12 protein-coding genes are annotated in these 13193 nt (G+C 45.6%); all 12 read right to left on the bottom strand.

The annotated features are described in order from the left end of the window. Positions 1–31: 31 nt before the first annotated feature. The 12 genes from DXN05_RS15405 to DXN05_RS15460 all read right to left on the bottom strand — a co-directional run bounded on the left by DXN05_RS15405 (position 32) and on the right by DXN05_RS15460 (position 13046). Positions 32–1018 (bottom strand): UDP-glucuronic acid decarboxylase family protein, encoded by a 987-nt coding sequence (locus DXN05_RS15405; protein WP_116848163.1) that lies wholly within the window; start codon positions 1016–1018, stop codon positions 32–34. A gap of 46 nt (positions 1019–1064) precedes the next feature. Then, complete coding sequence (locus DXN05_RS15410) at positions 1065–2387, bottom strand: UDP-glucose dehydrogenase family protein (protein ID WP_116848164.1); 1323 nt, start codon at positions 2385–2387, stop codon at positions 1065–1067. 457 nt (positions 2388–2844) lie between these two features. Then, positions 2845–3399 (bottom strand): hypothetical protein, encoded by a 555-nt coding sequence (locus DXN05_RS15415; RefSeq protein ID WP_116848165.1) that lies wholly within the window; start codon positions 3397–3399, stop codon positions 2845–2847. Between the two features lie 57 nt (positions 3400–3456). Next, complete coding sequence (locus DXN05_RS15420) at positions 3457–4860, bottom strand: undecaprenyl-phosphate glucose phosphotransferase (protein ID WP_116848166.1); 1404 nt, start codon at positions 4858–4860, stop codon at positions 3457–3459. Positions 4861–5307: 447 nt separating this feature from the next. Beyond that, positions 5308–6111: a WecB/TagA/CpsF family glycosyltransferase gene (locus tag DXN05_RS15425; RefSeq protein ID WP_116848167.1), complete on the bottom strand. Its 804-nt coding sequence runs from the start codon at positions 6109–6111 to the stop codon at positions 5308–5310. A gap of 475 nt (positions 6112–6586) precedes the next feature. Continuing rightward, positions 6587–8113: a malate:quinone oxidoreductase gene (locus DXN05_RS15430; RefSeq protein WP_116848168.1), complete on the bottom strand. Its 1527-nt coding sequence runs from the start codon at positions 8111–8113 to the stop codon at positions 6587–6589. 167 nt (positions 8114–8280) lie between these two features. Next, entirely contained in the window at positions 8281–9474 is a 1194-nt protein-coding gene (locus tag DXN05_RS15435; protein WP_116848169.1) for an MFS transporter, read from the bottom strand. 117 nt (positions 9475–9591) lie between these two features. Next, positions 9592–9867, bottom strand: a complete 276-nt coding sequence (locus tag DXN05_RS15440) for an ArsR/SmtB family transcription factor (protein WP_116848170.1) — start codon at positions 9865–9867, stop codon at positions 9592–9594. A gap of 118 nt (positions 9868–9985) precedes the next feature. Next, the gene (locus tag DXN05_RS15445) at positions 9986–10726 is read right to left on the bottom strand and encodes an SDR family NAD(P)-dependent oxidoreductase (RefSeq protein WP_116848171.1); all 741 of its coding nucleotides are present in this window, start codon (positions 10724–10726) and stop codon (positions 9986–9988) included. 51 nt (positions 10727–10777) lie between these two features. Beyond that, positions 10778–11356, bottom strand: a complete 579-nt coding sequence (locus DXN05_RS15450; protein ID WP_116848172.1) for a TetR/AcrR family transcriptional regulator — start codon at positions 11354–11356, stop codon at positions 10778–10780. 44 nt (positions 11357–11400) lie between these two features. Then, on the bottom strand, positions 11401–12102 hold the full coding sequence (locus tag DXN05_RS15455; RefSeq protein ID WP_116848173.1) for a nitroreductase family protein: 702 nt from the start codon (positions 12100–12102) through the stop codon (positions 11401–11403). Between the two features lie 65 nt (positions 12103–12167). Continuing rightward, complete coding sequence (locus DXN05_RS15460) at positions 12168–13046, bottom strand: AraC family transcriptional regulator (protein WP_116848174.1); 879 nt, start codon at positions 13044–13046, stop codon at positions 12168–12170. Between the last annotated feature and the right edge of the window lie 147 nt (positions 13047–13193).

The raw sequence follows: 13193 nt of genomic DNA on the forward strand, positions 1-13193 counted from the left end.
CCGGCTGCCGGCCGTTATCACTGTGGTGTTATTATTTAGTATAACCTGTAAAATCCTTGTGATCTTTTTTATACAGCTGTTCCTGCGTAAGCGTTTGGAAGTAGGCATAGGTTTTAGCCAAACCTTCCTGGCGGGATACTTTTGGTTCCCATCCAAGCAATTGCTTCGCCAGGGTTATATCGGGCTGGCGTTGCTTGGGATCATCTGTGGGAAGCGGGTTATAAATCACCTTTTGTTTTGCACCTGTTAATGCCAGTATCTCTTCTGCAAACTGCCTGATGGTAATTTCAGAAGGGTTGCCAATGTTTACCGGCGATGCGTAGTCACTCATCAGCAAACGGTAAATGCCTTCTACCAGGTCATCAACATAACAGAAAGAACGTGTCTGGCTGCCATCACCGAAAACAGTTAGATCTTCTCCTCTCAATGCCTGTCCAATGAATGCAGGCAATACACGGCCGTCATTCAATCGCATACGTGGGCCGTAGGTATTGAAAATGCGGATGATCCTTGTTTCAAGGCCATGATAAGTATGGTAGGCCATAGTAATGGCTTCCTGGTAACGTTTTGCTTCGTCGTACACACCGCGCGGACCCACGGGGTTTACGTTACCCCAATAAGATTCGGTTTGCGGATGAACGGCAGGATCTCCGTATACTTCTGAAGTAGAAGCCACGAGAATACGCGCCTTCTTTTCTTTTGCAAGACCAAGCAGGTTGTGCGTACCCATTGCGCCGACTTTCAGGGTTTGAATGGGTATTTTAAGATAGTCAATGGGACTTGCAGGAGAAGCGAAATGCAATATATAATCCAGTTTACCCGGAACATGTACAAATTTGCTTACATCATGATGATAAAACTCAAAATCAGGCAGGGCAAACAGGTGTTCGATATTCTGTTTATCACCTGTAATAAGATTATCCATGCCTATAACATGATACCCTTCTGCGATGAAACGGTCGCAAAGATGAGAACCCAGAAAGCCGGCTGCACCGGTAATTAAAACTCGTTTTTTCATTATTGTAAATACTTCAGAAGTTGATATTGGATTTTTGAAACCGGCATTAATTGTTTACGCCTATGCAATAATATGTGAAGCCTTTTTCTGCAAGTTCTTTTGCTTCATAAATGTTGCGTCCGTCAAAAAGCACTGCATCTTTCAGGTTTTCCTTCACCTGTTTCCAGTCTGGCAGGCGAAACTCATTCCATTCAGTTACCAGCAGCAGTGCATCAGCATTCGTAAGCGCACCGGCAGCGTCTGTCGCATAAGTTATTTTATCGCCCAGCATATGTTTCGCTTCTTTCATTGCCACAGGATCATAAGCCTGAACTTTTGCACCCACAGCCAGTAAAGATTCAATCAGTACCAGTGAAGGCGCTTCGCGCATATCATCGGTATTTGGTTTAAAAGAAAGCCCCCACAATGCAAATGTTTTGCCGGCCAGGCTTTCGTTGCCGTAGTGTTTTTTGATTTTATTGAACAGCACATTTTTCTGATCATCATTTACATCTTCTACAGATTGCAGAATGCGCAGCTGATAACCATAGTCTTTTGCCGTGCGTACCAGTGCTTTTACATCTTTGGGAAAGCAGGAACCGCCGTAACCAATGCCGGGGTAGATGAACTTATTACCAATGCGCGGATCAGAGCCTATACCCTTTCTCACTTCGTTTACATTGGCGCCTGCGAGCTCACACAAATTAGCGATGTCGTTCATGAACGAAATTTTTGTAGCCAGCATCGCATTGGCTGCATACTTGGTCATTTCCGCAGAGGGAATGTCCATGAATAAAATGGGGTGTCCATTCAGTACAAACGGATGGTACAGCTTTCTCAGCCTTTCTTCTGCCTGGGCAGATTCAACGCCGATAACAATCCTGTCTGGTTTTAAAAAGTCGTCGATTGCCGCGCCTTCTTTCAAAAATTCAGGATTAGAAGCCACATCGTATGAAAGGTTTGACTTGCGTGCTGCCAATGCATTGGCAATGGCACCTTTTACTTTGGCAGCAGTACCTACAGGAACAGTGCTTTTTGTTACCACTACCAGGTAATTCTGCATATGCGCACCAATGGTTTCAGCAACCTGTAATACATATTTCAAATCGGCACTACCATCTTCACCGGGAGGTGTACCTACTGCAATAAATGCCACCTCTGCTCCTAGTATTGATTCAGCCAGGCTGGTGCTAAACTGCAGGCGCCCTTTCTGAAAATTGCGCTGTACAATGGCATCCAGACCAGGTTCATAAATTGGCAGAATACCTTTCTTCAGGTTTTCAATTTTCTGCTCCATTACATCCACACAAACAACTTCGGTACCCACTTCAGCCAAACAAGCGCCAGTTACTAAACCTACATAACCAGTTCCTACAATAACAATTTTCATGAGATTAATTGGTTTGAAATATGATATATATAAAATGGCGCGAAAGCGCGATACTAATGAAAACAAGCGTGTTGTACCAAGTTGTTATTCAAAACAGGAGGAAATAAGGATGCCGGGTATACCCGGTACGGCTTCGCCATCTCAGTCACAGCCGTCAATTTAATGACCGTCGTAATGATTACTTACCTGGCAATACCTGGTTCAGTATGCCGTATGTTCCCCTTTACAATAATTAGCAGGCACTAATTTTATAAAAGGGCCCGTCTGCGTAGTGTACAGACATATGTGCGACAGCGGCAGATAAAATCAAGGCAGCTCATCCGGAATCGTGTTATTGGCTAACACTATCCCTGATGGCTTCGATATGCCTGCGGAATCCGAAATTCATCTAGCTTCAATACCTGCCTGCAGAAAAAACAATGCACCTTTTTTATTGCAGGACTTTGTACCAACAATGCTAAAAATCAAGACCGTAAGCGACGCCAAATACAAGCATGGCTTCCTGGTTATATTTATTACTCGATGATGTTGCCTGGTACCTGAAGCTGATATCTACTTTATCCCTGATCAGGTAACCAATAGTTGGTGCATACGTAGGCACCCAGCTCTTTGATCTTATTACGCTAAAGCCCAATCTGGGCTCTATATAAAAAGTATTCATAGCCTCGTCATCATACAATACGTCTGTTGGAGTAAACGAATACCTGAACCCGGCTAAAAGCGATATTGGCTTAAGATAACCGGCATTTATCATTGTCTTACCGCGCGGCACCATTTTGCCGGGGAAGATAAAAAGCCCACCAGACACAACCAGGTCGGCCGATTCACTCAGCGGCATAATTAATTTAGCCGCGGCACCGCCACCGGTTTTCTGGCTCTGGGCAAAATAGCCGCCCATAGGCATTACGCCTTGCACTTCAAGCGAAACGTGCGAAGGCTTATCGTAAAATTGCGCGCTGGCATTAATGCCGGCAGTTAACAACAGGGCTAGTATTGCCAATAATGACTTCATAATACGGGTTTATTAAACAAAACTTCGGGTTAAAACACTATCTAAAAACACTAAATACTAATAAGCTGTATCCTCACCTCTGAACACATTAATCACAGTCATAAAAATGATGCGTATATCCAGCATTAATGACCAGTTTTCCATATACCAGATATCACACTCCACACGCTTCTTCATTAACCTGGTTTGCTTTGTTTCACCGCGGTAACCATTTACCTGCGCCCAGCCTGTAATACCGGGTTTTAAAAACTGGCGAACCATGTATTGATTGATCAACGCACTGTATTCTTCTGTATGTTTAAGCATGTGCGGGCGCGGGCCAACAATGCTCATATCACCTTTCAGCACATTGAAAAACTGCGGAAATTCGTCCAGGCTTGTTTTACGCAAAAAAGCACCTATCCTGGTGACACGTATATCATTTTTAGTAGCCTGCACTTCGTCGCTGCGTTCGTTCACCGTCATGCTCCTGAACTTGTAACACCAGAAAGGCTTGTTGTTTTTACCTGAACGCAGCTGCCTGAAAAATACCGGCCCGCGCGATTCCAGTTTAATCAGCAAACCTATAATGGGTACCAGCCATGACAATACGAGCACTATTACCAGGAAGCTCATTACCACGTCGAATATTTTTTTCTTGGCCCGGTTATTAAGCATGTTCAGCGGCTCTGCACGCAGGCTGCGAACAGGCATACTGTCGAGGTATTCAACATACGATAAAGAGGTTTCCTGTTTCTCGTTAAAGTCGCCTACGAACTTCACGCGCACACAATATTTATCTGCAACTTCTACAAGTTTGGTTACTTCGGTATGTTGGCCGGGTAATAAAGTAGAATAGATTTCTCGGATATCATTTTTAACGGCAAACTCAATACACTGCTCAATAGGACCAACAATATCCCCTTCCCTGTTAATGGCAGAATTACTTAAATGACTTCCGTTATCGAAGAAGCCTTCGAATGAATAAATATTGCTGTTGCCTTCAAAATATTCTGCCAGCCTTACACCGGTTTGATTATAACCAATGATGGCTGTTTTCATTTGCAGCTTGGCCTTCTTTATGATAAACTCAACAATGTAAGTAACAAAAAAACGGCTTATTACAAAAGCCAATCCAAGTATGCCTGAACAAACAAGCAACAGTTTTTTAAACATCACGTCTTCACTGGAGATCAGTAAAAACATAGCCAGGAAAGAAATATGAACGAGTGTTGTTTTAGCTGTTTGGCGCAAAATGCTTTCAAGCCTGTTCAGTGTATCGTACTGGTATAAACGCAGAAAGAATGCAGCCATTAACCAGCTGACATTATAAACGATAAAATTAAGCGGAGTGTAATAAGCAATTGAAGGATCTTTCAACTGATGAAAGAATGCATAGGATGCAATCCAGGAGCCGTTAACGATAATGAAATCGCTAACAAGCAAAGTAATCCGTAAAAGATAAGCAAAGCGGCTTCCCATTGGATGTTTAGGGTTTAAAAACACATTCTTTAAAGGTATCGGGTTATAACAGTGTCGCAAATCTATTGCTTTTATCAATCAATTTGCACATGCTTCATCTGGTATAAATAAATTAATATACTCGCTTCCCCAACAAAATCAATCCATCCACGTATAAGAAATAGTTATACAAAACAAACATTAATAAATTCGGTTAATAGCACCTTTTCTTAGGGCAAGCAATGCAATATTCAGATAACCTTAGCAGAAATAACATTAGCCAGGCAGCCGTTTATGGCAGCCTGGCCTTTGTCTTTGCCTTACACCAGACACAGCAATAACATTACGGCTAATCGTTAATATTACCGTTTAGTTAATCACTTGCAATGTTGTAAGCTGGCGTTTGTAAACTGGCTGTAAGAGTTGGGTTTAGGGTTGAAACTGCCAGACAAAACGCCGACATAGTTATCACTGCACCAGTGGTTCTATAATTTCTCTTTGGGTGAATTTTGTACTTGTACTCTTCATCATCAGTAACCTGATTTTCTCACTTAGTACAAGTGTGGTATAAACTGCATAGGTAGCGAGGTAGCTTGTAAAAATTTTACGGGGTTCGTTGGCCATGTTGTAAGCCCATTCCATATTCCCGTTTTTCATCCATTTCGGTGCGCGTTTTTTAATACCAACCAGTGCAGGCAAGGCATCGCCTATACCTACCATTACGCCTGGTATCCTGCCCCTCATTTCATACATCCATTTCTCCTGGCGGCGCACTCCCGATACCACAAAAACTATCTGGGCTTTTGATTTGGTTATTTTATTCGCAATATCTTCCTTGTCCTGCTCTGTTAAAGAACGGAAAGGATAAGAATATTTACCTGCGATTTGCAATGATGGATAATGCTGTGTAATATAGTCGGATGCCCTTTTCAACACCTCTGAAGAACCGCCGTAGAAAAACACGGGTAACTGTTCTTCCTCTGCCCTGGCAAATAAGCCATTGAGCAATTCAGTCGCTACCTGCGGCTCCTGTTTAATTCCATGTAATAGTTTAATTGACCTAGATAAAGGCATCCCATCTGGAGCAACGATGTCAGCACTTGTAAGTGCCTCACGGAAGGATCGGTTTCGCCGGGCTTCTACTACCGAATGAACATTCGCGATGCATACATAACTCGGTTTATGTTGCTTTGCAAGGTTCACAATGTGGCACAATAAAGTTTCGTAGGAGCCCAAGCTTACCTTTAAGCTCAGAAGCTTCAGCTTTAGCATAGGACATTGTTTTTAAGGTTCAGGGCCACGGAATAAAAACACGAAACACTCTTCTTTTAAAACTCTCTTAACAAATATAGGAGGCGAATGTATATCGAACAAAAAAAACAAATTAAAAGAATAAATTTTTTATAAATAATACTGAAAAAGCAATTAAAATACATTATCGGTTTCTATAAATTTTATTTATTTACAATGTATAAACATTAATGTCAGCACTTTTATTACAAATCATGTAACCCTTTGCCAGCAAGCATTACATTAATCACAACAATGTTAAAACTTTCATCTGTTCTGCCTGCATTATTGTGTCGTTGTAATTACATCAAGTCGATGTACTTACGTTATTAATTTTTTTTAAACTACAGTGTTTCTTTCTTAAAAACACCTTTTTTACGCAATAAAATAAAAGAGCCTGTCACTTTTGTAACAGGCTCACTCATTTTTATAGTAAACTGATTCTTATTAATACACTTTATGCAGGCACCTGCCCCACGGGAGCAGCCGTTTTTAAATGCAATACCTCGCTTGTCCAGGCTTTGGTTTCTTCAAACAAGGCGTTGTTGGCTGCAAGTGACTGCCCGTAAGAAGGTATCATCTTCTTCAACCCTGCCTGCCACTCCGGCGTTTGCTCCTTGCTTTTAAAACAACGTTTTATCAGGTCGAGCATGATAGATACTGATGTTGATGCCCCGGGTGATGCGCCCAGTAAGGCAGCAATGGTACCATCTGCCGCTGTTACTACTTCGGTACCAAACTCCAGGATACCGCCATGCTCTTCATCTTTTTTGATTACCTGTACACGCTGACCGGCAACTTCCAGCTCCCAGTCTTCCATGCGCGCATTGGGCAAAAAGTCACGCAGCGCTTCCAGCCTGTCTTCGGGTGACTGGCGTACCTGGTTAATCAGGTACTTGGTCAACGGAATATTGTCAAAACCCGCTGCCAGCATGGGGCGGATGTTGTTTAACTTAATAGACAAAGGCAAATCAAGCAAAGAACCGTTTTTCAGGAACTTGGTAGAGAAGCCTGCATACGGACCAAACAGCAGTGCTTTTTTACCGTCGATCATGCGGGTATCGAGGTGCGGAACCGACATGGGTGGTGAACCAACCGGCGCCTTGCCATATACTTTGGCAGCATGGCGTTCTATTACTTCGGGGTTGGTACATTTAAGCCATTGGCCGCTTACCGGGAAGCCACCAAAACCTTTGCCTTCCGGAATATCAGATTTCAGCAACAGGGGCAGTGAACCACCACCTGCACCGATGAAAACAAATTTTGCACGGATATCACGTTTTCTTTTGGTAGTGAGGTTTTTCACCGTGAGCAGCCAGGTACCGTCTTCCTGTTTTTCCAGGTCGCGCACTTCGTGGTGCATGTGCATGCCTACCCCTTTCATGGCCTGCAGTTTTGCAAACAGGCTGCGGGTTAACGCACCGAAATTTACATCGGTACCGCTTTCCATGCGTGTAGCAGCCACTTTTTCGCCTGGGTCGCGACCTTCCATTACCAGCGGAATCCATTTCTGCAGCACAGCGTGATCTTCAGAATACTGCATGCCCCTGAACAGGTGCGAGTTGCTCAGCGCTTCGTGGCGTTTCTTCAAATAAGTAACATTCTCTTCGCCCCACACAAAACTCATGTGCGGAATGCTGTTGATAAATGTCTGCGGTGCATCTACCAGGTTATTTTGAACCAGGTATGCCCAGAACTCTTTTGATTCTTCGAACGATTCGTTGATTTTGATGGCTTTTTTGGTATCAATGGTACCATCTGCACGCTGCGGAGTGTAGTTGAGCTCACATAGGGCCGAGTGTCCTGTACCTGCATTGTTCCAGGCATCCGAACTTTCGGCAGCTACTATATCCAGTCTCTCAAAAATTTCAACCGTTAAATCAGGCTGCAATTGTTTCAACAACATACCAAGCGTAGCACTCATAATGCCGGCACCAATTAATACCACATCGGCATCTGTTCCTGAAGATTTACCGCTTCTCATCGTATAATCTTTAAAGTGCCGCAAAGTTACGCTGAAAAACGCAACGCCCTCCGCTTACCCGAAAGGATTCACATAAAATTTAGGCATTTGTAGTTAAATTTTAAGATGTAACCCGTTTTTTTGAACAGATGATCGAAAAAATATTGATTTATTAGAGGAAGCAATGGCTACTCTAAAACGGGTTGCGGTGCAGGACTGTTTACCGTTTCTTCCTCACTTACACTTGTTCGCTTTTGGCCGATGGTAATAAAACTTAAACCGAATGTGAGCATAAACAACGCCATGCTTATCCATATAATTTCATGCACATTATATAAGGTAATAATGGCGCCACCCAATAACGTACCCAGCGTTACACCTGCGTTGCCGAACGATACCATCAGGCTTGCAGCCAGCTCCGGCGCTTCGGGTGCTTCTGAAGTAGAGCGCGTTTGGCCAATCAGGAAACCGCCTGTATGAATAAAACCCCAGATGGAAATAATGATGGCCATGGGCACAAACAAACCGCCGAAACTGTAAGCCAGCAGATGCACCAGCACCAGCGACAATAAAAACAAACGGGTAGTAAGCAGCACATTTTTACTCAGCGCAATACCGGTAAGCCAGTTGCCCACAATACCTGTTGCACCAAACAACAATAACATCAGGCTTATTTCACCGCCATTCATCCGGGTAATTTTGCCGAGGTATTCGGCGAGGTAACCATAGGTTGAAAACATACCTGCTATCATAATGAGTGTAGCGGTAAGATTCAGCCACAGCTGTGGTTTGCGCAGGATAACCAGCTGATGGCGCACAGAAGTATCTTCAGTTACAGGCATGGATGGAACAAACAACACCAGCGCTGCAAAAGCCACCAGGTTAATTATACCTGAAACCACGAAGGAAGTCTGCCAGTTAAACACATCGGCCACATAGGTTGTAATGGGCACACCGAGTACTGTGGCAATACTTAAACCACCCAGCACAACCGATACGGCCTTTGGTGCATCTTTCGGCTCAACCTGTTTTGAAGCGGCCACTGTTGCCACTGCCCAGAACACCGGGTGCAGAAAAGCGGGCAGAATGCGTGCAATCATGAGTACGGTAAAATTGGGGGCCACGGCAGACAAGGCATTGGACAGCACAAACGTGGCCAGCACCAGGCACATCATGGTTTTACGGTTCACTTTCGCGGTAAGCAAGGTGGTGAACGGACCGGTTAATGCTATGGTAAGGGCAAAGCCGCTGAGCAGCCAGCCCGCTGTATCTATAGATATGCCAAATGATTTTGCGATGGCAGGCATTATCCCGATTACCCCGAATTCGGTGGTGATGATGCCGAAGGCGCCAAGCGCCATGATGTAGATTGATTTTTTCATCTAAATATCTAAATGTTTCAATTAATAAGCTAAAGGGAAAGCAGTACAGCACCGCAAGCGGCATGTTACTGGTGGCAAGAACGCATCAATAAGTACGCAGAAAAATCAGGAACCGGATCACAATTTCAATCGCTGCAGGCTGGTAATGTAGTCATCCAGCACGGTTTCGTTAAGGGTGTACTTCAGGTTACGCCCTTCCTTTTCGGGAATCAGCAAACCTGCGTCTACCAGCTGTTTCAGGTGATGAGAGATGGAAGGTTGCGCCAGGTCGAGCAGATCATGCACCTCCGTGCAATACACGCAATCCTGCTTCTTTTTAAACTGTTGCAGAATAGAGAGCCTGCTGGCATCGCTCAAGGCTTTTGATATTTTCTCAAACTTCCTGTTATCCATGGTGGCCGGTAATTCAGCATAAAACTAAATAGAAATATTGAAATAATTCGATATTTCTTGAAATTTTTTTCCTCCTTACCGGCCGGCCACGCATTACTTAATTATACCAGCATCATCGCTAAGCAGTTAATCCCCCGTCAACCGTTAACACAGCACCCGTTGCAAAACTGCCGTCCCCAGATGCCAGCAAGGCTACCATGGCAGCAATATCGCTGGCTTTGCCGTATTGCGGAATGGCCATGGCCTGGCGCAGCAAATCGGCTTTTTCACCGGTAGCAGGGTTCATATCCGTATCGGTAGGACCAGGCTCTACCAGGTTCACCGTAATTTTGCGCGTACCCAGGTCGCGCGCGAGCCCCCTGGTTAAGCCGATCAATGCAGACTTGCTCATGGCGTATACGCTCATGCCCGGGCGCCCGGGCCGCACAGACACATTGCTGCCAATAGTTACGATACGGCCGCCTGCGGGGAGGTGTTTGAGTGCGGCCTGGACTGCTATAAATACGGCGCGCACGTTTACAGACATCATTTCATCAAACTCAGCGAGCGAATAGGCGTCAACAGGTTTTGCGCTGAAGATGCCGGCATTGTTCACCAATATATCCAGTGCGCCCAGCTGTGCCGCTGCTTTATCTACAGCAGCCGTGAGTTCTGCGGCATTGGTATTATCGGCCTTGATTGCAATGGCCCTGCCACCATCTGCCACTACCTGCGCCACTACTTCCTGCGCTTTTGCTTCGTTGTGTACAAAAGTAAAAGCAACTGCAGCGCCTTCTGCTGCCAAACGTTTTACAATAGCCGCGCCAATGCCCCTGCTGCCTCCTGTTACCAGGGCAACCTTGTTTTGTAATCTCTGCATACTGGGATTTTTATTTTGAATGATCGTTCAGATATTTAGCAAAAAAAGAGATCAGGAACTGATCATCTGCACCAGGCAATCGGCCATTTGCCTGAGTAATTTACTGTTTTCATTTGTTACATGCATTTGCCAGAAACCGGCAAAATTGCCTACAATTACATGAGCCAGCACACCTGCATCCTTCTCACGGCCCAGCTCACCTGCCTGCTGCGCTTTTTGCAGCAGCGTTTTTACCAGCTGCACCAGCTGGTTGTTTTTCCTGAGTACTTCCAGCACATCTTCATGCGCACCGGCCAATTCAAAAGTAGCTTTCGGCACCAGGCACATTTTCTTTTTCCCGGCCGAAACCTTGGCTGCGGCGCGGTATATGATACAATGCACAGCCTTCAGCGGGGAATTGGTTACGCTGGCTGCAGTTTTGTAATCGGCCAGCGCCTCTGCTGCATAATCTGCCAGGCATTGCAGAAACAAGGCATGTTTACTGCCATAGGTATCGTAAATACTTCCCGGGTTTAACTGCATGGCTTCTGAAAGGTCGCTCATGGAAGTGGCGTGGTAGCCCTTCTCCCAGAAAACATTCCTCGCCAGCCGCATGCGCTCCTCAGGATCAAATGCCTTGTTTCGTGCCATGCAGCAAATATATATACTTGAACGAACACTCAAAAATAAAATAATCAGATTGTTTCTTTCTTCCCGCGAAAGAAATCGATCATCGGCTGCAGGTTGCCGAACGCAATTTTATTTTTCAGCAGATGGTAAGTCTGCAGTTGCTGCTCATCTGTCAACCCTGGCAACTGCGGCATGCCGTAGTGTACAAAGCTGCTTACCGGTTTGCGTGTGCGTACATGGCGGTGTTTGGCGCGCAGGCTATCGTTCAGCCCGTCGCCGGTGCCGGGATAGCCCAATGCAATGCCGGTGCAGGGCTGGTACAATTCGCCCACACCAAATGTTTCGCGCACTTTATCATGCAGTATACCTGCGGCCTGGCTCAACTGCATGCCTTCGTTTACAGCCTGCAGGTTTAACTGGGCTACTGCCAATCCTACATCGTGCCAGGCCCATGGGTTGGGCATACCATTTTTATCGAAATAGAGTTTGGCGAGTACGATCATTACTACCGGTGCGGTTTGTGCCCAGGCGCGGTTGTCGTCGTTGAAACATTGCAATACCCGCTGATACTGGGTTTCATCTTCATATTTGCAACCCACGATAAACTGCCAGGGCTGTTCATTAAAACCTGATGCGGCCATGCGTGCCGCCTCAAACAAAGGCTGCAGCTGTGCTTTACCTACGGGTTGTGCTGTAAATGCTTTGGGGCTCCAGCGTTGCTGAATAACATCGAGCACGGGCGCTGTGGTGGAAATTGTGTGATACATGTGTTGTTGTTTGTATCACAAAGTTGAACAATACCTTTCAGGCAATGGGTACACCGGATACCGGTTCAGGTATACTTTTCACGGATTTGTTCCCTGAACTGCTCGGGTGTTTGCTGTGTAAGTTTTTTAAAGAAGCGGTAGAAATAGGATACTTCATTGAACTGCAGCAGGGCTGCAATGGCTTTTACGGGTTCGTGCGTATGCACCAGCATGCGCTGTGCTTCGAGCAATACGCGGGCGGCAATCCATTGCGAGGCGGTTTTGCCTGTCTGTGCTTTAACCACATCATTCAAATGGCCTGCAGACACATGCAGCATGGCCGCATAGGCTGCAGGCTGGCGATATTCCATAAAATGCTGCTGTACCAGTGAGCGAAAGTCGCGCGTCATTTTTGCATTGCTGCCGGGCTGCAGTGTTTGTTCCGCTCCCTGCTGCAACAAGCGATAAATGCGCGACAACACAATATCCAGGTAGTTCTCCATAATACGCTTACCCAGCGATTGTTGCTCCCGGTATTCTTCGAACAGCTGCATGCACATATCCCAGAGTTGTGCAAAGGCTGCATCACCGGGTTGCAGGTGCCCGGTTTCCCAGGCGCCCGGCTGCAACAATGGGTGGTTCCTGGCGAAGGCGGCCGTAAAGGCGATACGTATACCCTGCGTGTTTTTATTATCCGCATCCGCACCGCGCTGTACATGATGTACCTGGCCGGGGCTCATGAATATAATAGTGCCGGGTTGTATGCGGTATTCGGTAAAATCAACGCTGTGCACACCCGATCCCTGTTTTACCAGTGATACCCCGTAGTAATCATGCCGGTGAGGGCGCATAACCCTGCCGGTACGATCTGCCGAATCGTCCCTACCCTCCCTGTATTCAACCATGAAAGGTGCAGTAGCGTCGTGCTCATCCAGCGCATATACCGGTATTGTATCAGCTGTCATAATCGGTAAACAGTTTCTGTGATAAAGATACCACAAGCCCACCGCCGCAGCAATTGTGTTTACCGCCTGCGGCAGGCGGTTTACCTGTTGTTGCTTTCGCCCGTTTTGCGGAGATGGTTTAACGCTTAAGGTTTGATGTTTACTGTT

The sequence above is a fragment of the Deminuibacter soli genome (genome assembly GCF_003412455.1).
Taxonomy (GTDB): Bacteria; Bacteroidota; Bacteroidia; order Chitinophagales; family Chitinophagaceae; genus Deminuibacter; species Deminuibacter soli.